At 49.8% G+C, this 24629-nt stretch carries 22 protein-coding genes, 1 pseudogene and 1 riboswitch; of the genes and pseudogenes, 6 read left to right on the forward strand and 17 right to left on the reverse strand.

All coding sequences use genetic code 11. From position 1 onward, the window contains the following. Positions 1-49: 49 nt before the first annotated feature. Positions 50-1255 (reverse strand): purine nucleoside transporter PunC, encoded by a 1206-nt coding sequence (gene punC, locus BZJ17_RS07520; protein ID WP_077640299.1) that lies wholly within the window; start codon positions 1253-1255, stop codon positions 50-52. Between the two features lie 105 nt (positions 1256-1360). On the opposite strand from punC, the gene punR reads away from it, so the two are divergent. Continuing rightward, positions 1361-2260, forward strand: a complete 900-nt coding sequence (punR, locus tag BZJ17_RS07525; RefSeq protein WP_077640300.1) for a DNA-binding transcriptional activator PunR — start codon at positions 1361-1363, stop codon at positions 2258-2260. Position 2261: 1 nt separating this feature from the next. Here punR and BZJ17_RS07530 read toward each other — a convergent pair whose 3' ends face one another. The 10 genes from BZJ17_RS07530 to BZJ17_RS07575 form a co-directional block, all read right to left on the reverse strand. Further along, complete coding sequence (locus tag BZJ17_RS07530) at positions 2262-2888, reverse strand: CDP-alcohol phosphatidyltransferase family protein (RefSeq protein WP_077640301.1); 627 nt, start codon at positions 2886-2888, stop codon at positions 2262-2264. Continuing rightward, positions 2881-3552: an ATP-binding cassette domain-containing protein gene (locus tag BZJ17_RS07535; RefSeq protein ID WP_077640302.1), complete on the reverse strand. Its 672-nt coding sequence runs from the start codon at positions 3550-3552 to the stop codon at positions 2881-2883. Before BZJ17_RS07535 ends, BZJ17_RS07530 begins: the two co-directional genes overlap by 8 nt. Continuing rightward, positions 3512-5221, reverse strand: coding sequence for a thiamine ABC transporter permease (locus BZJ17_RS07540; protein ID WP_077640303.1), 1710 nt, complete (start codon positions 5219-5221; stop codon positions 3512-3514). Before BZJ17_RS07540 ends, BZJ17_RS07535 begins: the two co-directional genes overlap by 41 nt. A gap of 13 nt (positions 5222-5234) precedes the next feature. Beyond that, a complete protein-coding gene (locus BZJ17_RS07545; protein ID WP_198534120.1) occupies positions 5235-6383 on the reverse strand; it encodes an ABC transporter substrate-binding protein in 1149 nt (382 codons plus the stop codon). An 18-nt stretch (positions 6384-6401) separates the two neighbouring features. Next, the gene (gene lpdA, locus BZJ17_RS07550) at positions 6402-8537 is read right to left on the reverse strand and encodes a dihydrolipoyl dehydrogenase (protein ID WP_077640305.1); all 2136 of its coding nucleotides are present in this window, start codon (positions 8535-8537) and stop codon (positions 6402-6404) included. 284 nt (positions 8538-8821) lie between these two features. After that, positions 8822-9415 carry a TfoX/Sxy family DNA transformation protein gene (locus BZJ17_RS07555; protein ID WP_077640306.1) on the reverse strand — a complete coding sequence of 198 codons (594 nt, stop codon included), beginning with the start codon at positions 9413-9415 and terminating at the stop codon, positions 8822-8824. A gap of 115 nt (positions 9416-9530) precedes the next feature. Further along, a riboswitch (cyclic di-GMP riboswitch) is annotated at positions 9531-9630 on the reverse strand. Positions 9631-9809: 179 nt separating this feature from the next. Then, positions 9810-10814: an HTH-type transcriptional repressor PurR gene (gene purR, locus BZJ17_RS07560; protein ID WP_077640307.1), complete on the reverse strand. Its 1005-nt coding sequence runs from the start codon at positions 10812-10814 to the stop codon at positions 9810-9812. A gap of 260 nt (positions 10815-11074) precedes the next feature. Beyond that, entirely contained in the window at positions 11075-11851 is a 777-nt protein-coding gene (locus tag BZJ17_RS07565; RefSeq protein ID WP_108743793.1) for a heme ABC transporter ATP-binding protein, read from the reverse strand. Further along, a complete protein-coding gene (locus BZJ17_RS07570; protein WP_077640309.1) occupies positions 11848-12885 on the reverse strand; it encodes an iron ABC transporter permease in 1038 nt (345 codons plus the stop codon). The genes BZJ17_RS07565 and BZJ17_RS07570 overlap by 4 nt, the downstream gene beginning before the upstream one ends. Further along, positions 12885-13727 (reverse strand): ABC transporter substrate-binding protein, encoded by an 843-nt coding sequence (locus BZJ17_RS07575; RefSeq protein WP_077640310.1) that lies wholly within the window; start codon positions 13725-13727, stop codon positions 12885-12887. The genes BZJ17_RS07570 and BZJ17_RS07575 overlap by 1 nt, the downstream gene beginning before the upstream one ends. A 204-nt stretch (positions 13728-13931) precedes the next feature. Here BZJ17_RS07575 and BZJ17_RS07580 point away from each other — a divergent pair, with 204 nt between their 5' ends. The 5 genes from BZJ17_RS07580 (at position 13932) to BZJ17_RS07600 (ending at position 18280) form a co-directional block, all read left to right on the forward strand. Continuing rightward, positions 13932-15989, forward strand: a complete 2058-nt coding sequence (locus tag BZJ17_RS07580) for a TonB-dependent hemoglobin/transferrin/lactoferrin family receptor (RefSeq protein WP_077640311.1) — start codon at positions 13932-13934, stop codon at positions 15987-15989. Positions 15990-16059: 70 nt separating this feature from the next. After that, positions 16060-16593, forward strand: coding sequence for a heme utilization cystosolic carrier protein HutX (gene hutX, locus BZJ17_RS07585; protein ID WP_077640312.1), 534 nt, complete (start codon positions 16060-16062; stop codon positions 16591-16593). Positions 16594-16595: 2 nt separating this feature from the next. Further along, positions 16596-17165 (forward strand): heme utilization protein HutZ, encoded by a 570-nt coding sequence (gene hutZ / locus BZJ17_RS07590; protein ID WP_069587586.1) that lies wholly within the window; start codon positions 16596-16598, stop codon positions 17163-17165. A 135-nt stretch (positions 17166-17300) separates the two neighbouring features. Continuing rightward, positions 17301-17774, forward strand: a complete 474-nt coding sequence (locus BZJ17_RS07595) for a DUF2947 domain-containing protein (protein ID WP_069587587.1) — start codon at positions 17301-17303, stop codon at positions 17772-17774. Positions 17775-17836: 62 nt separating this feature from the next. Next, positions 17837-18280 (forward strand): hypothetical protein, encoded by a 444-nt coding sequence (locus BZJ17_RS07600; protein ID WP_077640313.1) that lies wholly within the window; start codon positions 17837-17839, stop codon positions 18278-18280. Between the two features lie 54 nt (positions 18281-18334). Here the strand turns inward: BZJ17_RS07600 and panP are convergent, their stop codons facing one another. From panP to BZJ17_RS07630, 6 genes and pseudogenes are all read right to left on the reverse strand, one after another. Next, complete coding sequence (gene panP, locus BZJ17_RS07605) at positions 18335-19984, reverse strand: pyridoxal-dependent aspartate 1-decarboxylase PanP (protein ID WP_077640314.1); 1650 nt, start codon at positions 19982-19984, stop codon at positions 18335-18337. 284 nt (positions 19985-20268) lie between these two features. After that, positions 20269-20790 carry a hypothetical protein gene (locus tag BZJ17_RS07610; RefSeq protein WP_069587589.1) on the reverse strand — a complete coding sequence of 174 codons (522 nt, stop codon included), beginning with the start codon at positions 20788-20790 and terminating at the stop codon, positions 20269-20271. Between the two features lie 288 nt (positions 20791-21078). Continuing rightward, positions 21079-21876 carry an HAD-IIB family hydrolase gene (locus BZJ17_RS07615; RefSeq protein ID WP_077640315.1) on the reverse strand — a complete coding sequence of 266 codons (798 nt, stop codon included), beginning with the start codon at positions 21874-21876 and terminating at the stop codon, positions 21079-21081. 15 nt (positions 21877-21891) lie between these two features. Continuing rightward, positions 21892-22995, reverse strand: a complete 1104-nt coding sequence (ugpC, locus tag BZJ17_RS07620) for a sn-glycerol-3-phosphate ABC transporter ATP-binding protein UgpC (RefSeq protein WP_077640316.1) — start codon at positions 22993-22995, stop codon at positions 21892-21894. Next, a complete protein-coding gene (gene ugpE, locus BZJ17_RS07625; RefSeq protein ID WP_069587592.1) occupies positions 22996-23844 on the reverse strand; it encodes a sn-glycerol-3-phosphate ABC transporter permease UgpE in 849 nt (282 codons plus the stop codon). Next, positions 23844-24589 (reverse strand): annotated as a pseudogene (locus BZJ17_RS07630) (glycerol-3-phosphate transporter permease). The gene ugpE and the pseudogene BZJ17_RS07630 overlap by 1 nt, the downstream one beginning before the upstream one ends. Between the last annotated feature and the right edge of the window lie 40 nt (positions 24590-24629).

Genomic DNA, 24629 nt, shown 5'->3' on the forward strand with positions numbered 1-24629 from the left:
AAAAAAGGCGTCCCGAAAGACGCCTTTTTAGTCTCTAAACCCAGTGGTATTACGCGGCTGCTAGCGTTTGCGCTTGACGGTTTGCATGCCAGACCAAGCCAAAGCCAATAATGACCACCGCACAGGTTGACAGCATGACGGTGGTGACGGCGATCAAGCCGGAGGCTGCAAACGCAGATACTACAGCGCTCGCCACGAAGCAGACCATCATTTGCAAGAAGTTCAACAGCCCTGCAGCGGTCGCGCTACAGGATTTGAAATCTTCCAAGGCGCGATTGACGACCAGTGGGTAGATGGCACCGTTCGCTGCCGCGAGGAAACAGAACGGACCTAAAATTACCCAGATGTTGGTGACATCGGTACGCCAGCTGATCAAAAAGATAACCACGACACTGATAACAAACAGCTTAAGCAGCCAAGGCAAGATACTGTGATCTTTAAGCTTGTTGAGGGCATGACGACAGGCGTAGCCACCGACGACAAAAGCAATGGTTTGTGGAATATAGCTCAGACCAATATCCGCTTCGGTATAACCCATGGCTGACATCACGAACGGTGATCCCGTCAGGTAAGCAAAAAATGCAGCGGAACAACCTGCGAAAATAAGCATGTTACCGATGAATTTTTTTGATTTAAAAACTTGCTGATAGTCAATTACAAGTTTATCAATAATTTTAGTATCTTGTGTGGGTTTTGAAAGGCTTTCCTTTTCTCGTAAGGTAAAGGCAACAAAACCAACCCCTAACGCGAATAAAACCACAAAAATACTGCGCCAATCATATAGGGTGAGCAGGTGTGAGCCGACAAGTGGCGCCAATGCTGGCGATAAAGCGACGAGCGGCATGATGGTCGCGAACACTTTTTGGCCCAGCTTGCCTTCATAGCGGTCAATGACCACGGCTTGCCAAATCACCGCAGCGCTGCATGCTCCCAAGGCTTGAACTAGACGTGCGCCAAGCAATAAATAAATGTTATTAGCAAAAATACACACCACAGTCGCGACTAAATAAAGGCTTAAGCCAATTAGCAGCGCGGGCTTGCGGCCGATCCGATCAGACAGTGGACCATAAACCAGCTGCCCACAGGCCATCCCTAGCAAAAAAATACTCAGAGTAAGGCCGATATTGGCAGGGGAGGTCGCCAAATCGAGTCGCATCGCCTCAAAGGCAGGTAAATACATATCAGTGGCTAAAAAGCCCAGCATACTTAGCCCTGCTAGCCACAGTAGCGTCATAAACGGCACTTGTTTGTTCATTTTTTGTCTCTTGATAGAAAACTCGACATAGAGATAGTTTATGGCTGACAAAACTGGCTGTGAAACGCTATGATTTGAACATTGCTTTCAAAAAAATTGATTTGAATGTTTTCTTACCAAGATTTTCATGTGATCGATGTGGTTGCACGGCGGGGAAGTTTCTCTGCGGCGGCCGATGAATTGCACAAGGTGCCGAGTGCGGTGAGCTACACGGTACGACAGATTGAAGACAAACTGGCCGTTACTCTGTTTGAGCGACTTCACCGCCAAGTGCGGTTGACGCCGGCAGGAGAATACTTTGTGGCGCAAGCACGGGATATGCTAAAAACCATGGAAGATATTCGTCTACAAACGCAGCGAGTGGCCAACGGTTGGACACAAAGTGTCTCGTTAGCACTGGATAACGTCGTGCGCGAAGATAGCGTTAATACGTTGGTGCGGGATTTTTACGATGCGTTTCCTGATGTCGAGTTGTTGCTAACCATGGAAGTGTTTAACGGCGTATGGGATGCGTTGGCTGATGATCGAGCCGATATTGCGATTGGGGCCACGGCTGCTGTCCCAGTTAGCGGCGCGTTTCGCTATCGGGAAATGGGCACCCTGCGCTGGCGATTTGTGGTGAGCCCATCGCATCCACTCGTCCAGTGCACCCAGCCACTGGCTAATGAGCAGCTCGCGCCTTATCCGGCTATCTGTTTGGAAGATACTTCGCGCCGCTTGCCGCGCCGTACCACTTGGCTATTGGATAATCAGCGCCGTCTTACCGTCCCTAATTGGCACAGTGCCATGCAATGTTTTAAGGCCGGGCTGGGCATTGGTGTGATGCCGTCACATATGGCAGAAGACGCGATTGCGCGAGGGGAGTTGGTGGAGCTTGCCCTTGAAGAGCCGTTATTAAGCAGTCCGTGCTGTATTGCATGGCGCTCGGATAAAGAATCACCACCGGTGCGCTGGCTGCTCGACTACTTAGGCGATAAAGAGCAGCTGCAACACCAGTGGCTATAAGCTAGGAGGACGGCGTATCGAGTGTACGCAAGGTATGATAGCCCGCCCAAACTCGTGAGGCGGCGGTGATTAAACAGGCTGCGCCAAAAACGCCGGCAATCCACGCCATGTATGTTGGGAAAAGGCACATCAACACAAAACTGGCGATGGTCTCCGTCCCTTCGGTGATCCCGCCGATATAATACATCGACTTGTTAGCGTAAACTGGATTATCAATCTGGTGTTTGCTGGCCATGATCGCAAACGCTAAAAAGCTTGCGCCTGTGCCCATAAAGCAAAACAGCAAAAAACTGGCAGCAATGGCGTTATTGGCCGGATCGGCCAGCGCAAAGCCAAAAGGGATGGCAGCGTAGAAGATAAAATCGAGGGTAATGTCTAAAAAGCCCCCAGCGTCCGTGAGTCCTTGCTCGCGGGCGAGCGCACCATCAAGGCCATCAAAAAGTCGATTAATGATAATAAACACAAGTGCCAGCCAATACATCTGTAGCGCGAGAGCCGGCACCGCTAGCAGGCCGATCAAAAAGCCTGAGAGCGTGACGGTATCAGGTTTTACCCTCCATTTTGTAAGCTGCACCGCTGCTTGCTTCAATGGCCAGCGGATCACCGCGATGGCGTAACGATCAAGCATTCTGCATCTCCTCTTGCAGTGCTGAGTCAGCTGGGCGTTTAGGCCAATTTAAACAGCGGCTCTGGTCCGCAATATCCTCGGCATCATGCGTCACAATCAACGCAGGGATGTTTCGCTGCGCGATTTGCTCAAACACAAAGGTGCGAAAATCCCGACGCAGCGGCTTATCCAGCTTACTAAAGGGCTCATCAAGCAAGATAGCATCGGGGGCAGCGAGTAATGCACGCAACACACTGACTCGCGCGCGTTGGCCACCCGAAAGCTGGCTAGGGGCATAATTGGCAAACTCCGCTAAATTGACAGACGCTAATGTTGCGATGGCCTGATCACGTTTTTGCGCTTTGCGCATCGAGGATGGCAAAGCAAACGCCAAGTTTTGCCAAACATTTAAATGCGGGAAGAGTAAATCATCTTGAAACAAAATCCCGATATGGCGCTGCTCAGGCGGTAAGTGAGCAAAAGGCTCACCATTTAACGTCAGTTGACCGCTGTAATGCATGGGTGGTTGGATATGTCCCGCCAATACGCTCAGCAGGCTCGATTTTCCGCAGCCACTGGGTCCCATCACAGTAAGTATTTCTCCCGGGGCGACCGAAAATGACAAATCACGCACCAAGCATTGATCAGGCGCGTTTATGGTGAGTTGGTTGACACACAGTGTCATGGTGTTGAACTCCTGAGAAAGTTGGTGTTGATGTCGGTAAAAGACGGCGTTCAGCGATGCGGCTCAGCACAGTGGCCAAGGCGAAAACAACAAGGGGAAGCATCGCTTGCATCAGTCCATACAGGCCACTGATACGACGATCGAGACCGCTTGATAAGCTGACTGCCTCGGTAGTGAGAGTATTAATGCGTCCCGCGCCCAGCAATTGTGTGGGCAGGTATTGCGCCAAACTGACACTCGCGCCAACCGCCCACGCTAAGATAATGGCGGGCAAAAGGAGCGGCAGTTTAACTCGCCACCATGCAAGGGTGGCACTCACACCGAGGCTTCTGGCGGTTTGCATAAGCCGCATATCAAACTGCTGCCACGGCCCATCGAGTGCGAGATACACATAAGGAAACGCGAAAAAAATGTGAGCCCAAAGGGTTGCCGGCACGTGCCACTGGCCGGGAAGGCTATACACTGCCACCTGAATGCCAAACAAGATAGAGAGTTGAGGAACCAATAACGGAATGGCGATGACGGCTCTTGGCACTGAGCGTCGCTGATTGACCGAGCGTTCCAGACACCCGATGGCAAACAGCAAGGCGACACTGGCGCTGATCACCGCTAGAACGATGCTGTTCCCCACCAATGACCACACATAGCTAAGCTCTTGCTCCCAGAACCGTAAGCTATATCGACTCGGGAGCCAATCGGGAAATGACCAGCGCAGCGCGAATGACCACATCAGCAACACAGGCATAATTGCAAGGGGAGTGATAAACACCGGCCACCAGAGTGACTTGCCGGGTAACCATGCGTGGCGGCGCCCCGTGTATTGCCAGCGATTGAGACATTGGCAACCAAGCCATGCCAAAAAGCGAAATAGCAATAAGGCCAAGCCACACAGGGCAAATAACAGCAAAGCGCCGGCTGACGCTCTGGGCAATAGCGCTAAATCCGGGTCATTAAACCACTGCCATACCAATACCGCATAGGTGGGTGGCGTATTCGGCCCGAGGATCATCGCCACATCAACCACTGACAGGCTGTAGGCGATGACGGCAAAAACCGGGAAACGCATTTTGGCCAGCCAAAGCGGGAGAATGACTTTTAGCCAAGTTGCAGTGCGGTTATACCCGAGGCTGGTTGATACCATCGTCAGCCGAGAGACATCAATTTGATGCAGCACCGACAGACTCATCAACAATAAAAAGGGGGTTTCTTTTAGCGTCAGCGCCAAGGTGAGCCCAATAACATAAGGGTCTTGTACCAGCGCCCAAGTCACGGGGTTATCACCGAGAAGGGGACTTAGTAGGCGAAACAGCCAACCCGAGGGGGAAAGCAGTAAAACCAGACCAATGGCAAAGGCGACGTGTGGTAACGCAAGTARCGCAGGCAAGCGCGCACTGATCTTCTGCCAAATGGGCGTTTGCCAAGTGGCCTGTAAAATCATAAAGCTAAGTGCCACCGCGAGCAGACTACTGCCCAATCCTGAGATGAGCGTTAGCTGAATAGATTGTGATAGCCCCGGCCATGCCATGACAGCTTGCCAGCCGCTAAAGTTAGCCTCCGTCAGCCCTAGTGTAGGTAAGAATGCAAAGGCGGTCGCGAATAAGCCGCCCACCCCTGGCAACAAGGGTAGGCAACACACCGTTAGGGTGATGGCAAACAGCAAACGTGCCATATCAGCCTCTTTACTATTGGCCGTAGCGTTTCAGCCACGCACTCTCAAGCGCGGTTTGCCAGCTTGGATGTGGCTCGGGCTGGGTATTAAAGCGACTGACCTCGGCGGTGTCGAATAACTTAACCACGGGTGGATCGCCCCATACTTGGGTGTCGGCTTTACGCAGTTGTGCCTTTTCACTCATCAAGAAATTGATAGCGACCATAGCGCCGGCTTTAGCGTTGGCGTTGTATGGAATCGCCATAAAGTGAATGTTAGATAGCGCGCCTTGGTCAAAGGCAAACGCACGCGCTGACGGGGCGAGTTTTCCAGAGGCTACCGCTGCTTTTGCCGCATTGGGGTTAAACGCAATCGCCACGAGAAGCTCACCATCGTCCAACAATTGGATAGTTTCAGCACTGCCTGACGGGAACTGCGCGCCTTCGCGCCAAGCGACTTGATGCAGTTGGTCGAGATAGCGCGACAGTGGGGCGGTCACGGTGTCAAAGTCTACCTCATCAACCGGCAGGTAAAGTGCCTCGCGCACATCGGTAAGTTCCAGCAGGGCGGCTTTCAAAAAACTGGTGCCATGAAACTCGGGTGGTTTGGGGTAACTGATACGCCCAGGGAATGCTTTAGCCAAACTTAATAGTTCGGCGAAAGAGCGAGGTGGGTTGGCCAAAGTTTTCTGATCATGGATAAACACCAGCTGTCCCACCCCCCAAGGCGCTTCGAGGCCGTCTGTTGGCTCAGTGAAGTCTTCTTCAACCGGTAAACTTTTATCGACAATCTGCCAATTGGGGAGCGTGCTGACAAAAGGGCCGTACAGCAAATCATTTTCCTTCATTGATTTGAAGTTTTCGCCGTTAATCCAAACCATATCGACACTACCGCCGCTATCCTTACCTGCTGTCTTTTCGGCAAGTAGGCGATTGACGGTTTCAGCGATATCCGTCACTTTGACATGTTTCAGTGTGACACCATAATCGCGTTGTAACTCGCGACTCGCCCAGCGCAGGTAAGCATTGATCTCTTGATTGCCGCCCCATGCGTTAAAGTAAACAGTCTGGCCTTTGGCTTGTTGTTCAATACTTTCCCAACGGTCGTTTTCCGTGCTCGCAGAGGCAGTAAAACTGGCGGTACTTACAATTGCCAATGTTAACGCCGCTATCCAGTGTTTCATTGTCATCTTCCTTTTCAATTAGTGACGCATCCAACGATGATATTTTTCGACCCAGTTAAGCAGCTTCTCGGGCGCATGGGCTTGTTTCCACATCCCAGCGGTATACTTCACCGCCTCACTCATGGTGGGATACGGATGGACGGTGCCCAAAATTTTATTTAGTCCTAACCCGTGCCGCATAGCGAGAGTAAACTCTGCGAGCAAGTCGCCCGCATGCTCGCCAACAATAGTCACTCCCAGAATGGTATCTTTTCCTTTTGGTGTCAGCACCTTAATAAAACCGTGGTCATTGCCGTCAGCAATCGCGCGATCCAGATCATCAATGCCGTAGTAGGTTACTTCCACTTCTTGCTGATTGACCTTGGCTTCTTTTTCATTGATGCCCACGCGCGCGACTTCTGGTGATGTATAGGTCGCGGCAGGCATTACTGAATAATCAGCACGAAAGCGTTTAAATTGCCCAAATAGTGCATTCACCGCGGCATACCATGCTTGATGAGCACTGGCGTGGGTGAGCTGAAACGGCCCTGCTACATCACCTACCGCATAGATGTTGGGATAGGCGGTTTGCAGATACTCGTTGACTTGAACCGTGCCACGCTCGGTCACTGGAATATCGAGCTTTTCGAGACCAAAGCCTTTGGTGTTGGCACTGCGCCCTAACGCGACCAGCACCGCATCAAATGAGACAGACTTCTCACCGTCAGGGCCATCGAGTAAGGCGATTTGCTCATTATCACTGTGCTCAAATGCTTTGACTTTGTGCTGTGTTAAAACCGTGACGCCGTCACGCTCTAACGCCTGCTCAACCAACTGGGCGGCATCTTGATCTTCGCGGCTGAGAAGTTGGTCGGCCATTTCCGCGAGAGTGACTTGGCTGCCTAAACACGCAAAACTTTGTGCCAATTCTGCGCCAATGGGACCTCCGCCCAAAACCAACAACCGCGGCGGCAGGTCATTCAGGGACCAAATTGTATCTGAGGTGTAATGCGTGACCTCAGCCAAACCGGGAATCGGGGGCAACATAGGGCGTGCGCCGGTCGCAATCACGATGTTGCGGGTTGTGAGGCGTTCGCCATTCACCTCGACTTCCCATGGCGAAACGATTTGCGCTTCGCCTTGCACGCACTCCACGCCGAGCTTGGTGTAACGCTCGACCGAATCGTGGGGCTCAATTTGGGTAATCACTTGTTTAACCCGCGCCATGACTGCCGGAAAATCAACCGCTGGCGCTTGGGTATGAATGCCAAAGGCCTTAGCCTTGCCAATTTCTCGCATGGTTTTCGCCGCACGGATCAGCGCTTTTGAGGGAACACACCCTGTGTTTAGGCAGTCTCCTCCCATCGAACCTTTTTCGACCAGCGTAACCTTCGCTTTCACTACCGCCGCGATATAACTTGATACCAAGCCGCCTGCACCGGCACCAATCACTACCATATTGCGGTCAAACTGATGGGGCTTGTTCCAACCTTGATAGCGTTTACGACGCGTGATCCACGCCATGACCCACTTTGCCAGCAGTGGGAAGATACCCAGTAAGGCGAGTGAGCCAAGCACCGAGGGTGACACCACGTCGCCAAGTGCGTCGATTTGGGCCAGTTGGGTCCCTGCATTCACGTAGACTGCGGTACCCGGCAACATACCGAGCTGACTGACCCAATAGAAGGTGCGGGTTTTGAACGACGTTAGACCCATCACGAGGTTAATCAGAAAAAACGGGAAAATCGGGATCAGGCGGAGGGTCAACAGATACAAGCTACCGTCTTTCTCTATGCCGCGATTAATGGTATCGAGCTTATTGCCAAATTTGGCTTGGACCCAGTCGCGCAACATAAAGCGACTCACCAAGAAGGCGAGGGTGGCGCCAATCGAGCTAGCAAAGGAGACCAACACCAATGCCCACCAAAAGCCGAAGAGTGCCGCGCCCAATAAACTCGCCACTGCCGCACCCGGTAAGGACAGGGCGGTCATCACTACATAGCCGACAAAAAACACCAGGCTTGCGGTGGTCGCGTTTTCGATAATGTAATCATTCAATGCCACTTGTTGTGCTTTGGCGTTTTCAAGCGTGAGCCACTGGCTGAGATCTAAACTGAACCAAAGTGTTACAAGCGCCACCACCACTAAACCAAGCAATATCTTTTTTACTGGCATACTGTGTCTCGTCCGATAGTAAATGGGTCCCAGTTATTACTTTAGGTACTGTAGCTGAATTAACTGGCTGATTTGTCGGTTACATTGAGGAACTGTGTCCTTAATCGTACCTTTAACCAGACCCGACCGATCGCAAGAAACTTTCGTTTTCTGTCTGAAATTAGTTTGAATGATGATTTATTGAGCGTTTAGTGCGTTCAGAAAAAGCGACACCGCCATAAAGGCGGTGTTGGACGCGAACATTGCTCACAAAAAAGGTAGAGAGGTATAGGTGTTGTGAGGAATTAATTTTCTAAATGTTGTAATAATTCTTGGCGACGTTGAGGTGGAACCACAGACCAATGTTTGCCAGTAATCGCGCCTTCTAGTGACCACAGTAACTCCAAGCTTAGCTCTTTTTCATGCGCCGAGAGAAGAGCTTTATAGGCATTAACGGCACCTTGTTGCTGCAAATCTGCTGGAGATGTAATACCTGCTTTTTTGAGCATACGTTCGGTTGCCAGCCGTAAATTAGGTAGATCTTTTAATCTTGTTGGCGAAGTCCTGTTTTTCTCAGCTCGATCTCGCTTCGCTACTTCTAGGGCGTATTTTGCTTCTGACAATAACTTTTCTTCATCGTCCCACCATTCTTTTGGTATTGCAAAATACTTAGTTACAACTGGAAATCCTCTTTTCTTATACACGTAGGGCTCGAGGCCTTGTTGTTTTAATAGTGTTTCATTTTCTTTTCCGGCTCGTAAGTGGAGCTGGTTTTCTACGACTAAAACGAACATGGTATCGTCACAGAAAATACCGAATCCGCCAAACATTGAACGGGACTTAATGCTGCCAAATTTGGCAAATAACTTCATTGCATTCTTTAAAGCTGGTTTATCCATTTGATTAATATCTCGATGAATTACTAATGCCCAAAAAAGACGTCAAAATGTAACAAGGCAAAACCACAGAGTTGTCAACGATCTATCAAATAGTTGTCAGCTTCGATCATCAATTGTTGGCAACCCCGCTGCCATCAACTCCAAAACACTAGTGGAAGTTATTAGGCCGGTGGCTTTGCGTCCCATGCTTTCGCCATGGTTTGCCTTGTTCAAACGCTATTAAGCATATAATAATTAGACAGTGATGTCGTCCCAAGCAGCATTTAAAAGTGTGATCTTAGTTCAAGAGAGCTGTAAATGATTAATGGCTAAGTGAAGGGTTTATCGAGTTGTCTCTCATTAGACACACCGTCTCACAAAGGAGACGGTGTGTCATAAAAGTGTAATAAAAACACTAATCTATGATTTTAACTGATTGTCGACTCACTAGTGCAGGTTGCATTTCGAACACTTGCTGCTGAGTCTCGTTGTTGGCAATTCGCGCGAGCAAGAGCTTGACGGCTGTTTTGCCTAAACGGCGTTTAGGCTGGTGAATAGTTGTCAATGGTGGCGAGAAATACTCGGTGAGATCAATGTTATCGTAACCAATCACCGATATATCATCTGGCACTTTCAAGCCGTACTCGTTAAACGTACTAATCGCCGCTAATGCCATAATGTCATTAAAGCAAAAGACAGCGGTCGGGCGGTCTGACATTGTCGCCAATTGCTTCGCGGCAATTTGTGCTTGATCGGCTTCGAAATCCGCTTCAATCAGCCAGTTTTCATTCACTGTAATGTGGGCTTCTTTTAACGCACGGAAATAACCGTTTAAGCGATGCTTACAGGTATTTTTATCCATTTGGCCGGAAATACAGCCAATTTTAGTATGTCCATTATCAATAAAGTGTTTGGTGGCAAGGTAACCGCCTAATTCAGCATTATCTTCTATACGGTCTGTATCGATATGGTGACTGCCCCAATCCATCACGACCATAGGCAGATCGCGTTTTTTTTCTAATAACAGCATCAAATCTTCGTTGAGATCAGAGCACACCACAATGAGTCCGTCGACGCGCTTTTCTGACAACATACGCAGGTAGTCGCGTTGCTTTTCGAGGTTACCCTCGGTATTGCAGAGAATCAGCGTGTAGCCTTGCTTGTAGCAATAGTCTTCCACACCGTGAACAAGCTCGGCGAAAAAGGGGTTGGTGGATTTGGTCACCAGCATTCCCAGTGTACGTGTTGTGTTGCATTTCAAGCTTCGCGCCACAGCACTTGGGGCGTAGTTTAACTCTTCAACCGCTTGCCATACTTTCTCAGTCGTCTTCTCGGCGACAAAGCGGGTTTTGTTTATCACGTGTGACACCGTCGTGGTCGATACACCGGCGAGACGCGCGACATCTTTAATCGTTGCCATCTTGATTCTTCTTTGTAGTAATGCGTAGGGATCGTTACTCGCGACCTTACAGAAAAACGCCGCTGTTCGTCAGCGGCGATGTCTTTCACAATCCCGGCACATCAGACGGTTGCGAAGGTAACGAATCCGATTTCATCCATTCTCATAGCTAATCGGTTGCGCTCTCAGTTTACTTAGGTTGGCGCACACTCGCAATTGGTCTGATCAGCGAAAATGGACTAACAGACGGTTTTGTGAGCCAGCTATGATGTATTTATCAATTAAGACACGATCAGTGGGCAGTTATGCTCCGGATGAGTCAGAACGGTCAGCGGGTATTGGTAGATGTCTGCCACTCTATCACTACTAAAACACTGCCACGGATCGCCGGATAGGACGATTCGAGCTTCTTTCAGAAAATGCAGTTGATCGGCGTATTGCGCCGCCAAATTCAGATCGTGCAACACCAATAGCACTGTCATTCCTTGGTCAGCGAGTGCTCGACAGCGCTTTAGGGTGTAATGTTGATGGGTAATATCTAAGGCCGAAGTGGGTTCATCCAGCATCAGTATCGCTTGATCCGGTGCGGTTTGCGCTAGCTGTAATGACACGCGTGCCATGTGTACGCGTTGTTTTTCACCGCCAGATAGAATCGGATACGGTCGATGAGCAAGATGGCTAATATCCCATGCCGTTAGTTGCTCGTTGGCAAGGGCTGCGATCTGTTCTCGGTTTGCCTTTAGTGGTGTCGCCCCCATCTCGACCACTTCTTGCGCGGAGAATGCAAACGTGAGGCCGCTATGTTGGGGAAGGAAGGCAACTCGTCGGGCAAATTCTTCGCCTTGCCACTGGCTTTTGGGCTGTTGCCAAAACTGCACACTGCCATGCTGATGTTTGTCGCTAATCAATTGCTTTAACAGTGTACTTTTCCCCGCACCATTCGGCCCGAGTAAAACGTGTAACTGGCCGGCAGTAAAGGCGAGATCAATCTCGCTTAGCAGTTGACGGCCGTTAAGCGCATAGCTGAGCTTGGAGATTTGAAGGGCAGAATCTGTCATTCGTGAACCACTGCTTTTCGTTGTTGAATAAGAAGCCATAGAAAGAAAGGAGCACCCATTAGGGCGGTAATAATGCCAACAGGCAATTCGGCGGGGGCGACAATGACACGGGCAACAATATCGGCCAAGGTTAGTAACAGGGCACCAAGAATGGCTGATAAGGGCACTAGTGTGCGATGATCCGGGCCGGCAATTAAACGTCCAATGTGTGGGATCACTAGACCCACAAAGCCGATAAGACCGGCAGCACTTACCGCAATGCCCATTCCCGCCGCGGTCACAACAATGAGTAGGCGTTTTAAATGGTGTACATCAATGCCCAAATACGCCGCTTCGTTTTCACCGAGCAAAAGGGCATTTAAGTGGCTTGCGCGCTGGTAGGCAAATACCGTGAGTAAGCATGCAGCGATGCCAGTGAGAACAATTTGTCCCCAAGTCGCACCGGTCAGCGACCCCATCGACCAAAGGGCGATGTCTCGTAACGTTTGATTATCCGCAACATAGTTAATCAAGCCTAATGCAGCGCCGGACAAAGCACTGATCGCAATGCCCGCTAGCAACATGATGGTCACCGAACTGCCCATGGCCGTTGTGCCAATTCTGTATACAAATAGGGTTGCCAGTAGTGCACCGATAAACGCAAAGGCAGGCACCGAAAACACAAAGCTGGCCTCGATACTGCCCCAAGAGAGCAATAGCAAGCCCAGTGCGCCTCCTAATGATGCGCCGCCAGAGACACCGATAATACCCGGGTCAGCGAGAGGGTTGCGGAAAAGCCCCTGCATCAACGTGCCGCAAACGGCGAGCAATGCACCGATAAAAATACACAGCAAGGTTCGAGGTAATCGAACTTGTTGAACGATGGCGAGTACATGCGGCTCAACATTGTCATGCCAAGGGGTTAAGCTCTGTAAACTGGTCAGCCATCCAAGTTGCCATTGTCCCACCGCGATAGACGTTACCCCTACGACGACAAGTGCGACGATGAGCGCTGGAAAAACATGCGACTGTGAGGATCGAAAAGACGCTTGCATTAGTCGTTCTCTCCAACGACGGTGCGCTGAATACGAATGGCTTCATCCAGTGATTTCAGGCTAAGCCCTCCTACTAACACACTGCCGTCAATTGGAATAATACGCTGCTGTTGGAATGCGCGCGTGGCATTGAGTAAAGGCACGGCATCAGCGAGTCCTTCAATACCGCCTAGCTGGTCGAGAGAACGTTGCATGACCAAGATAAAGTCCGGATCAAAGCCCAGTAACGCTTCTGGCGACAGTGGTTTATAGCTACTGAGCGCCGCCGCAGCAGGGTTAGTCGCACCCATCAGCGACAACAAGGTATCCGGTGAGGTATTGGCACCCGCGACACTGGCAGGACGTCCTTGGTGAACCAGAAGAAACACGCCTTTGACCGCGGTTTTGGGCGCATGCGCTTTTAATGTCGCAATCTTGGTGTCTATGTCGGTCAGTAACTCTGCGGCTTTGGACTCTGTGTGGGTGAGACTCGCGACTTTTTTAATCCGTGTTTTGAGTGTCTCGACGCTGGGCTCACTAGACAGTCGAGCCACGGTTACCCCTGACGCTTCGATTTTCTCCAAAACCGGGGTGGGGCCCATTTCATCTGAGCCTACGACTAGAGTCGGTGATAAAGATAGCACACCTTCGACGGCGAGCTGGCGATGATAGCCGACATTTGGCACGTCTTTGTTCGGTAGATGGCTGGTGACATCAATGCCAACTATCTGTTCTGTTGCACCTAATTCAACCAGTAAGTCTGTTACACCGGCCCCTGCGCTGACAATGCGTGGTGATGCTGTGACAGAGAGTGAGAGTAGTGCTGAGGCGAGGGCAAGCAGTCTAACCGCGGCAGTTGCCATGATGAATTCCTTTATTTATTAAACCAGTCAATGTGAGTGCAATGCTCGACGTCAGTCCATTACACACTGTTAGAGAACGGAAATGTAATTATGAGTTACAAACCTAATTACGAGCAATTATCGTTTACATTGCTGTTAATGATCAATACAATCCTGCCAAATTGTTCATGATTCTCATTTTTGATTGGCTCAATAGGAAGACCCATGCTGGTAAAAACGGACGTCTCGGAAGTATTGACTCCTTCTACGATCAAGCTTGCTATCGGTGCTGCCCTTGGCACATTGGCATTTATTCCTTCAGCGTTGGCGGAGACGCAAAACACGGCGGATTCGTCATCAGACGTTATCGCGGTGTATGCAAGCCGCATTGACGCACAAAAAGCGAACGGTGCCGCTGCGGTCAGCACGGTATCACTCGAAGAAATTGAAAAACGGCAGGGGACCAGCGTAGCGGATCTAATTAGCCATTTACCCAATGTATCCATTGCCGGTGGTGGGCGTGATGAGTCACAAGCGATTGTGATTCGAGGGCTAAGTAGTGATAACGGGCGCGTGATTCAACTGATCGATGGTGTACGTCAGAATTTCTCTCTGGGACATCGCTCAAGCTTGTTTATCGATCCAGAGTTACTCAAGACTGTTGATGTTGTTCGTGGCCCTGCGAGTACCGTGTGGGGATCGGGGGCGATTGGTGGTGTGGTGGCGCAAAGCACCAAGTCTGCCTATGACTTTTTAGATGCTGACCAAGACATTGGTGGCTACCTAAAGCAGGGTTTCCACAGTAACGACAATGCGTCGCGTACGAGTGGCGCTGTATTTGGGCGTACGGATACGATTGATTGGCTAGTGCAGAGCTATTATCACGACGCTGATGACAATCAACTGGGCAATGGTAAAGCTTTATCCTACTCCGCGAGTCGTGAGAAAGGAGGACTTGCGAAGGTCACTTATACACCGTCTCTCGTGCACCAGTGGACTTTCTCGGCGCGCCAAGGCGACCGTGATGCCATGTCACCGTCGAATCCTTCGGTTCAAGATCCGTCAAGTAACTATCCATTGGTGTATCGCCAAACTCAAGACCAAAGTGTTGCTGTAGCCTATCAATACACACCAATGAATGATTGGATTGACCTCTCATCTCGAGTGTATTGGAACGATACGCAAATGAAAGAATATCGTTTAGTAACCGATGAGCATGATGACAACCAAATGCAAACTTTAGGATTGTCACTCACCAATCGTGCTCAGTTCAACGATATTGAATTTATCGCAGGATTTGATGGTTATCTCGATCACTACCAAACTCAGCGTGACGATAAAAGTGCGCCGGGAGAGCGTCCTGAGGGACAAGATGCGAAAGCGCGAAGCATTGGCGTGTTTGGCCAGCTAGAGATTCCGCTTGCAGAATCTTGGCAATGGACTGCGGGTCTGCGGTTCGACGATTACAAAAATGAAGACACGCGAACAACATCAACCATTGAGGATGCCAGTGACAGCCAATGGTCACCATCGACTGCACTGACGTGGAATATGACTGAGCAGTTGGCGTTGACGGCAAGCTATCAGGAAGCTTTTCGCGCGCCAAGTTTAGAGGAAATGTATGCCAGTGGAACCCATTTTGTGGTGCCAATGGGACCCTCAAAACTGATTAACCGTTTTGTCCCTAATCCAAACCTCAAACCTGAACACAGTGCAAACAAAGAATTAGCGCTGACCTACCAGTTTGCTCCGATGGCTTATCTGGATAGTGGCTATATCGATGCGCGTGTTTTCCGCAATGATGTCGAAGATTTTATCGAAATGAACGTGGATTTTATGGGAGCGACAACCACCCGCCAGAATGTAAGCAATGCCAAATTGGAGGGGGTAGAGCTGAGCTTCCATCATGAATATGGTCAGTTTAAAAGCGACTTGAGCTATAGCCAAATGGAAGGCAAGGATAAAGCAGATGGTCGTTACTTAGAGCAAATTCCCGCACATAAACTGGTTGCGGAAACGGATTATCGTTTAGCGACGTTACCGGTGAACTTGGGCGCGCGAGTGTCTCATTATGCAGATCAAAACGAGAACCCCGATCAGAAGACCTATGACGGTTATACATTGTGGGACCTGTATGCAAGCTATAGCCCTAAAGGTGCTTGGGATGGTGTGAAGTTTGATCTCGCGATCGAAAACCTCACCGATGAGTATTACACCACGGCGTGGTCTGAAGTCGACTCACCGGGGCGAGATATTAAACTCAACGTTCGCTATCAATTTTGATCAATCACTAAACATGGGCAGGGTTGTCCCTGCCCAACAGAAAACGATAACAATAGGCTGGGAGTAAACCATGACAACTACATTGACCGAGCAAGTCAATGCCTTACTCACCGAGAACGCCTCCATGCTGCCCGCCGATATGGCGACTACGCTGGGTGTCAGTGAAGGTGAGGTGGTACGCGCGATGCCATCCGAGTATCAAACTTGGGTGGATGGGCAACACGCCGAAACGGTGTTAAGTCAGGTGGCCGAGTGGGGCGGTCCGGTGACCGCGATCGTGCATTCTGGCGACTCGATATTTGAAGTGAAGGCCCCTTTTCCTAAAGGCAAGATCGCTTATGGCTACTACAACTTAATGGGAAAGCCGGGCGAAATGCATGGCCACCTAAAACTAGAGCGCATGGCGGGTATTGCATTTGTTAGTAAGCCTTTTCGCGGCAAAGTCACCCACTACATCGGCTTTTTCACCGAACAAGGTGACTCAATTTTTAAAATTTACTTGGGGCGTGACGAAAAGCGTCAGCTTCTTGAACATCAGATTGAAGCCTTCAATCAACTAAAAACACAGTTGGCAACCTCTCAATTGACAGAATCGGAGCAATAATCATGGATCAAGCTACTAAACAAGAACGTCTACAAAATCGTCTTGGCCCTGAAATTAAAGAATTTCGTGCAAACTGCCGCACCTTGCAGCTTGCAACACTCGACGCGCAAGGCAAACCCAATGTCAGTTATGCCCCTTTTGCTCAGCGTGAAGATGGCTTTTATATCTTGATCAGTGAAATTGCTCGCCATGCACGTAACCTGCAAGAAAATCCCAACCTGTCTTTGATGATGATCGAAGATGAGGGCAGTGCGAAGCAGATTTTTGCCCGTCAACGACTCAGCTTTGACGCTCAAGCCGAGATGGTGGCCCGCAATACTGAGGCGTGGCATGCTGGTATTGAGGCATTGAAAGCACGCTTTGGTGACATTATTGGTAACTTAAGTGGGTTGGAAGACTTCCGTTTATTCCGCTTGGTGCCAGAAAATGGCTTGTACGTAAAAGGGTTTGGTCAAGCGTTCCAAGTAGGCAATGATGATTTGGTGGGAATGGTTCACCTTGATCAAGGCCACCGCAAAGTGGGTAGCGACGAAGACATTAAATCGACCGACGAGATTGCGGTAAACAGTTAATATTAACCACGGCCATTTAGTCATTCACGGCAATGCCTCGCGCATTGCCGTTTTTGTATGCGCGCGCCTCAGTAACAACCGATCTGTGGATATGGTAAAGTGGCGTCTTACGCCAACGTGATAACGAACAACACCATGAACTATATCCCTTTATCCGACTATAAGCGCAAGTGGATCTTCACCCATCAATCATTACCGATTGCGGAGAGCGATCTCGCCGATATTAAACCCATGACGGAGGCCCGTGCAGGACAGCTATGGCAAGAGTTTGTCAGCAAAGACAGTCCTACGCCCGATCATTTTGGCAAACAGGATTGGCCAACTCACCAAAGCGTTTGGAAAAACCGCTTGGTATGGCAGAGCGCATGGGATAATGATGAGGATCTTCCTGATGAGTTCTTGGCGCATTTCCCCTGGGAGGACAACATTGTGATCTATTTTTGTTACGACAAACACAATGTCGTGGAGTCTCGCTGGGGAATCTTTAAAAAATATTGGAAGAACTTTCTATTCTATGATGATAAACCCATCTTGCTTGGCCGCCGCCGTAAAGAGGTGGCCATGTTTGAGCAATCGGGTGAGGTGGTTATCGGAACGCGCCAGTCTTAGTCGGCATTTAAATTGCATTGTTTTAGGTTATCAGTGAAGTCAGGGGCAATCAGGGACAGGTCATGATTAAAAATGTGGTTATTTTAAGTGTATCGCTGGCCGTAACCGGCTGCGCGGTGCCGCAGTTTTCTGACTTATGGCGTAATTACAGCACCATTGGCCTTAATGAAGAATTGCGTGGTGCGCAACAAGCGCTGGTCCATTGTCGATACGACAACACATTAGATATCGCGCAGCGGTATACTGTGATCGGCACAGACAGAGAGAAAGCGCGTGCATTTGAGCTAATGGGGGTGACCTATGATGAACAGGAAAACACGCATGAGTTCAACCACACCTTGCAGCGCTTTTTGTTCTCTGAGCCCGGCAAGGCCATGAACGAATCGCAAGTGCTGATGCAATGGCGGCAAGCGAGACTGCAAATTGAACATGAGCGGGAGTTGGCCTTGGGCCAAACACACTGTTTACAATCGACCGATCCCCCGAAAACGGGACCGCTCAAATAACAAAAGGCAGTCGATGACTGCCTTTTGTCTCTTACCCTGCATCATAGCAATGGGTTAACACGCTTTGAGAATGCTTTCGGCCAGTGTCATCAGGCGCGGATAGGCAAACTCGCTCTGCTGTGCAATGCTGGCTTGCTCTTCTAGCACCTCATGGAGAATGTCATGGGTCGTAAGTGGATTGGCCAATACCACGCGGAAAACCGTGGTGGTTCGACGTTGCCACTGCTCGGGGGTGAGACGCGTCCGTGACACAAAGGTGTTGCCGCACTCTCGCTGACGTTTTTGAATAAATTGGGTCAAATCGTTGAGTAGATCGTGCATCAAATCGACCTGTTCATCACTGGCAATCGCAAGCGCCGCTTGAACACGTTGAGGCACAAAGCGATAGGTGAGTAGGCATAACTCGGGCTCAGAAATCAGCTCATAGTCAGAGTGAGCGTCAATCATTCGCGCAAAATGAGAGGCTTTATCGATGCTCTGATCGATCAACAACTCATAACCGCGTCGCGAGATAATGTTCATACACGCGAACACTAGCATCGCCATTCCACTCCGTGAGCCCTCAAGCGTGTGGCTGCCCAAATCTTTTGAACCCTTACGCAAAATGTATTCAGCGTGATGCTCAATCGATGCGACGAGAGACGGGTCTTTAAACAGCACCATACCGGCACCCATAGGCGCATAGAGTTGCTTATGCGCATCAATGGTGACAGAGTCGGCCCGTTCAATGCCCGCCAGCTTATGTCGCTGATTATTCGACATCAAGGTCGCACCACCCCAAGCCGCATCGACGTGGAAGTGGATCCCTTCACGCTCGGCAATGTCTGCGAGAGCATTAAGCGGATCAATGTTGCCTGTTTCTGTGGTCCCTGCGACACCGACAATCGCAATTGGCTTGATATTGGCTTGGTTAAGCTCAACAATTTTCTCTTCCAGTGCATCAATGCAAATACGGTTATTGCCATCAGCAGGAATAGAAATCAGCTGGTCTCGACCGATGCCTAATACATCGGAGGCTTTGCCGAGTGAATAATGACCGCGCTCAGACACCAATATGGCTAGATCTTGGTAGCCATAATGGCGCATGGCACTGAATAGTCCCGCTTTATGAATGCCGGGAAAATCACCGTCTGGTTTCAATACATTGTTACGGGCGACCCAAAGGGCGGTCATATTGGCAATGGTGCCTCCCGAACAAAATGCCCCTAAAGAGTGGTTAGCACTGTGCATCCAGCTTTGGTAGAAGGCATCGTCTTGGCCGTAAATCAAGTTATGCAACATGCCCAAGACTTGACGCTCCAATGGCGTAAAGGCCTTCGATGTCTCGATTTTCACCGTATTTTGATTTAGCCCGATCATAATTTTAGATAACGGCATCAAAAAGTACGGCAGCGCCGATGTCATGTGACCGATAAATCGCGGCGAGGAAGTATGTACAGACTGTGCGACCAATTTATCGAGCAAAAACTGGGTATGGTCGGACACAAACGCAGGATCTTCAGGGATCGTCGGATCACTAAAGTCACTTTCAATATCTGCCAAAGAGCGATCGCTGGCGGCAATATGGTTTTGCAAAAATCGATTGAGGTTTTGCGAGATCTCTTGCTCGATTTTGCTCAGTGTGGAATCGGGCGCTTCTGGAACAGTAAAAATCCGGTGCAGCGTTTCCGGTGTGGCGTCCGCAGCTTTGTTTTGTGTTGCCATGGAATTCTTCTTTTGTATCTGCTTCGCAGTTCAAGATTGGCCATCATAAAGTGACAGGGTCACTGATGGTCACGAGAGCACTTGCTGAGAAATGGCCACAACATAGCAAAAAAACCGGCTAGCATCAGGCTTTTTTTATCAGTCAGCAAGGTGTTATCCCCAACGCGTAGGGGAGTGAAAGCGAAATGACGTCGTGCTTTGTTCACCGGTAGATGGACAAAGAGCCGGGGTGAACCGGCTCTACCTGCAACCATTCAAAACTAGGTGGCGTTTAAGCGTACAGACTATTTACACTGGCGCTGATTAATCGCGGCCATTTGATTGTTGTACTGATTAAGCGCGGTATCAATTTCTTTGGGATGGCTGAGCAAGTCAGCAAGTGCACTGCGCAGCGCATAGTTCCCTTCCATGGCTTCGCCTTGGCGAAACTCAAAGACTTCTTTGGCGAGCTTAGCTGGTGGCAATGACGATTGTGAAAGGGCTTTGACGTCTTCTTGCGTGAGTTGTAGCCAAGATTCAACTGGGGCATCGAGGCTTAGCTTGGCGGTATCGTTGCTGAGATAATAGTCAAAGGCTTGTGCGTTGAGCTTAAAATGGTTTTCTCGGCCACGTAAGAACCAATCGGCAACGTCTTTTAACGACTCGTCTTTACTGACGGTCAAGGAGACTAAATCTTGGTACCAGTTGATCGAGGCGTCAACGTAATCGTGGTATTTGGCGGTATAGCAATCCGCATTCTCGACGGGAGCCGCCTGTGACATCGCTGGCATTACCGCTGCTAACAGCGCTAGGGCATAGCGTTTCATAACATTATCCTTATCGTTATTATCATCGCTCTATGCGTTTCACTGCCACAGTTGGTGGTGACAGGGCGACATAACCGCGAGCGATACGTGAGGTTTTGGGCGTTAGTTTAAACGTTAACGGGCGACATTGTAGAACGAGCCTTTGTTAAAGTTAAATAAAACATTGATATAAAAAGCCATCTGTCGAGCTAGGTATGAGGCAGGTCGCAGATTTAGTGGTTATTTTTCGTCCGAACGATATCAAATTGCGTCCTATTATCCCGACATAGTGCGCCTTCGGTTAGCCGGTTATTGACGCTTGAGAGTGAGAAGTTGGTGCGCAAATTCCGCGAAGCCAAAACCGCCCGGTTGGGTGGTGATCCACTGTGGGGGATGGGGCAGTGAGGGTAAATGGTGCGCGATATTCGCGACGCCTACGCTCAAGGGAAACGAAGCGAACATTTGGCTGTCATTTAGCGAGTCGCCAATAAACGCAACTTGTTCACTGTATTGTTTACCGGATAAACCTTGCTCGGCTAAATAGCGAAAACTCGATACCTTCTTACTGTGATCGCCCACCCAGGCATTGATATGAATGGAGCTTGCTGTCGCATTGGCACCATAGGCGTGGAGTGCATCAAGAAGGGCTCGGATTTCATCCTTTGGCGCAGCCGGAGTGTGCTGACCTATATCAATCGCCACTTCTGCGACACGGTAGGCTTGATCGCTGGCAATGCGTCGTGCCGGATACTGAGATAAAAGCGTTTGTACGAAAGCGAGTAATGCCGCTTGTGCTTGCTGGGCAGTGTGATTGATGGTGGTGTTTAAGGTTCCGTTTTGACGCTGCATCACGAATGCACCATTTTCTCCAATCACGGCGTCAACGGGCCATGCATTTGCAATATGATCACACCAACCTGCACACGCGCCCGTTACCGGTACCACGCGGATTCCCGCATCGCGAAGTTGGCTAAGTGCCTGTAACGTTTGCCAAGGCAGCGCCCCCTGCCAAGTGAGCGTGTCGTCCACGTCTGTTAGCAACCAACGAAGGTTACGCCAGTCTGCAGCAGACTGTGACAATTGAGCAATCGGCAAAGGGGCGGTCATGGGGATACTCCGATGTTAGGATACCGTCTCAATCTGACGTTCTGTTTGTTGTAAGGTGACATCCAGTCTCTTGCCATGCTCACCGTCGAATACATGCAGGTTGTGAGCAGCTATCGTCAGCGGCAACTGATCGCCTTCTTTCACTTTGGTATGGCCTTCAAGGCGGAGCGTCAGCAAGCTGTTGGTATCACGTATGTGTCCATAAACCAGTAAATCTGCACCGAGTGACTCGGTAAGAGTTACCGTCATGGTGAACAATGCTTTACTCGTATCAACCACTTTCAAATGCTCTGGTCGTAACCCAACAGAGACGGATTGATGACCTACCACATCACAGGTTGCCAGTGTGTGTGCACCGATGTTGAGCTGACCGTGCTCGAGGCGTCCGGTAACAATGTTCATGGCGGGTGAGCCAATAAAGGTCGCGACAAACAAGCTTGCCGGTGCGTCATAAACCTCGAGTGGTGTGCCAATTTGCTCGACATTGCCACCATTAAGGACTACCAAGCGGTCGGCTAACGTCATGGCTTCGACCTGATCGTGGGTGACATACACCGCCGTGGTATTCAGTTTGCGTTGTAGGCTTTTTATCTCGAGCCGCATTTGTACCCGCAGTTTTGCATCCAGGTTTGATAGCGGCTCATCGAACAAGAAGACTTTTGGTCGACGCACAATGGCGCGGCCCATGGCAACACGTTGGCGTTGTCCGCCAGAGAGTTGATTTGGGCGTCTGTCTAGTAAGTGGTCGAGTTCAAGCATGGTCGCAACTTCTTGGACCAATTGCTGGATTTTGTCCTTTGGCGTTCCGCGGTTACGCAAGCCATAGGCCATATTATCGAACACACTCATATGCGGGTAGAGCGCGTAGTTTTGAAACACCATCGCGATATCACGTTCGCCGGGCTCCAAGTCGTTGACCTTTTTCTGGTCGATAATCAGATCGCCTTTAGAGATCCCTTCCAGACCGGCAATCATTCGTAGCAAGGTCGATTTACCGCACCCACTGGGACCGACGAGTACGATCATTTCGCCATCGTCTATGGCTAAATCAATGCCATGAATTGCTTTAAACCCGTTTGGGTACGTTTTCTCAATATGATTAAGGGTTACCGTCGCCATTTACTTCTCCGTCTCCACCAAACCTTTTACAAACAACTTTTGCATCCCCAACACGACTAAAACCGGGGGAAGCATGGCCATCAATGTGGTCGCCATTACGCGGTTCCATTCCACTTCACCATCACCGACTGAGAGCATACGTTGAATACTCATCACAATGGTGTAGTACTGGTCGTCGGTGGTGATCAAAATGGGCCAAAGGTATTGGTTCCATCCATAGATAAAGGTAATTACAAACAAAGCCGCGATATTTGTTCGAGAAAGCGGCAATAAAATGTCTTTGAAAAACTTAAAGGGGCCTGCTCCATCAATGCGTGCCGCTTCTAGCATTTCTCCGGGGACCGTCATAAAAAACTGACGGAATAAGAAAGTGGCGGTGGCACTGGCAATTAATGGAATGGTTAATCCCGGCATTGAGTTGAGCATATTGAGGTCAGCAATCACCTGAAACGTGGGCATAATACGGACTTCAACAGGCAGCATCAGGGTCATAAAAATCACCCAAAAAGCCAGCATGCGACCGGGAAAACGAAAGTACACCACCGCATAGGCCGATAAAATAGAAATGACCAGCTTACCCAGTGAAATTCCCATCGCCATTAAAAAAGAATTCCACAGCATGCCTGCGACCGAGATCTTCAGTTCGCGTGAGGTGCCTTCTGTGAGGACCTCTTGAAACACCGACAAACCTTTATCCCCAAACCACAGCGGCGTCATGCCACTGACAAACGCACTGCTATCGTGCGTAGCGGCAGTAAGTGCAAGCCATACTGGCAAGGCCACTGACGCAACACCCAGCATCAATACCAAGTGCGAGAAAAAAGTTAACCAAGGGCGACGTTCAACCATCAGTAAGCCACCTTCTTTTCAACGTATTTAAATTGGATAACGGTCAGCGCACCGACCAATAGCATGAGCACCACAGATTGCGCCGCTGATGAGCCCAGATTTAGACCGACAAAGAGAGCAGCGGGAAGATAATGGTAAAAAACCGTTTACCTGGGCCGGCGCCATCAATGGCAGCCGCTTCAATCAAGGAGCGAGGAATAGACTGCAACCCTGCGAGGAAAAACAGAAAGTTATAGCTGATCTGCTTCCATGTTGCGGCAATGATCACCATGGTCATTGCGTCTCCCGAGTGGGTAAACGGGTTCCAGTCTAGCCCCAGCGCTTTCAGCGCATGAGCCAATACACCGACGGTCGGGTTAAACATAAAGAGCCACAGTACCCCAGCGACAGCTGGTGCGACGGCATAGGGCCATACTAATAATGTTTTGTAGCCTGTGGCACCTTTAATCACACGGTCGGCCATGACTGCGAGGATAAGGGCAGAGATCAACGCGGTGCCTGCGACGGCAAAACTAAAAAACAGCGTGGTAAAAAAGGAGCCATAGTAGCTTGAATCACCGAGCAGTTCGATAAAGTTTTCCACCCCGACAAATTCGGTGCTCAGGCCGAATGGATCCTCTAATAAGGTTGATTGCCAAATGGCCTGTGCGGCGGGCCATAAAAAGAAGACAAACGTAATCAATAACTGAGGCGTGAGGAGCAGTATTGGAAACGCACAATGGTTAAATGTGGGTTTATTGGACATAGGCTTTCTCAATAACAGGAGCGGGCCTAAGGCACCGCTC

The sequence above is a fragment of the Salinivibrio sp. IB574 genome (assembly GCF_001996205.1).
In the GTDB taxonomy this organism is placed as follows: Bacteria; Pseudomonadota; Gammaproteobacteria; order Enterobacterales; family Vibrionaceae; genus Salinivibrio; species Salinivibrio proteolyticus.

Coding starts and splice junctions, on each gene's coding strand:
- punC (WP_077640299.1), bottom strand. CDS start 1,255: ATGAACAAACAAGTGCCGTTTATGACGCTACTGTGGCTAGCAGGGCTA.
- punR (WP_077640300.1), top strand. CDS start 1,361: ATGTTTTCTTACCAAGATTTTCATGTGATCGATGTGGTTGCACGGCGG.
- BZJ17_RS07530 (WP_077640301.1), bottom strand. CDS start 2,888: ATGCTTGATCGTTACGCCATCGCGGTGATCCGCTGGCCATTGAAGCAA.
- BZJ17_RS07535 (WP_077640302.1), bottom strand. CDS start 3,552: ATGACACTGTGTGTCAACCAACTCACCATAAACGCGCCTGATCAATGC.
- BZJ17_RS07545 (WP_198534120.1), bottom strand. CDS start 6,383: ATGAAACACTGGATAGCGGCGTTAACATTGGCAATTGTAAGTACCGCC.
- lpdA (WP_077640305.1), bottom strand. CDS start 8,537: ATGCCAGTAAAAAAGATATTGCTTGGTTTAGTGGTGGTGGCGCTTGTA.
- BZJ17_RS07555 (WP_077640306.1), bottom strand. CDS start 9,415: ATGGATAAACCAGCTTTAAAGAATGCAATGAAGTTATTTGCCAAATTT.
- purR (WP_077640307.1), bottom strand. CDS start 10,814: ATGGCAACGATTAAAGATGTCGCGCGTCTCGCCGGTGTATCGACCACG.
- BZJ17_RS07565 (WP_108743793.1), bottom strand. CDS start 11,851: ATGACAGATTCTGCCCTTCAAATCTCCAAGCTCAGCTATGCGCTTAAC.
- BZJ17_RS07570 (WP_077640309.1), bottom strand. CDS start 12,885: ATGCAAGCGTCTTTTCGATCCTCACAGTCGCATGTTTTTCCAGCGCTC.
- BZJ17_RS07575 (WP_077640310.1), bottom strand. CDS start 13,727: ATGGCAACTGCCGCGGTTAGACTGCTTGCCCTCGCCTCAGCACTACTC.
- BZJ17_RS07580 (WP_077640311.1), top strand. CDS start 13,932: ATGCTGGTAAAAACGGACGTCTCGGAAGTATTGACTCCTTCTACGATC.
- hutX (WP_077640312.1), top strand. CDS start 16,060: ATGACAACTACATTGACCGAGCAAGTCAATGCCTTACTCACCGAGAAC.
- hutZ (WP_069587586.1), top strand. CDS start 16,596: ATGGATCAAGCTACTAAACAAGAACGTCTACAAAATCGTCTTGGCCCT.
- BZJ17_RS07595 (WP_069587587.1), top strand. CDS start 17,301: ATGAACTATATCCCTTTATCCGACTATAAGCGCAAGTGGATCTTCACC.
- BZJ17_RS07600 (WP_077640313.1), top strand. CDS start 17,837: ATGATTAAAAATGTGGTTATTTTAAGTGTATCGCTGGCCGTAACCGGC.
- panP (WP_077640314.1), bottom strand. CDS start 19,984: ATGGCAACACAAAACAAAGCTGCGGACGCCACACCGGAAACGCTGCAC.
- BZJ17_RS07610 (WP_069587589.1), bottom strand. CDS start 20,790: ATGAAACGCTATGCCCTAGCGCTGTTAGCAGCGGTAATGCCAGCGATG.
- BZJ17_RS07615 (WP_077640315.1), bottom strand. CDS start 21,876: ATGACCGCCCCTTTGCCGATTGCTCAATTGTCACAGTCTGCTGCAGAC.
- ugpC (WP_077640316.1), bottom strand. CDS start 22,995: ATGGCGACGGTAACCCTTAATCATATTGAGAAAACGTACCCAAACGGG.
- ugpE (WP_069587592.1), bottom strand. CDS start 23,844: ATGGTTGAACGTCGCCCTTGGTTAACTTTTTTCTCGCACTTGGTATTG.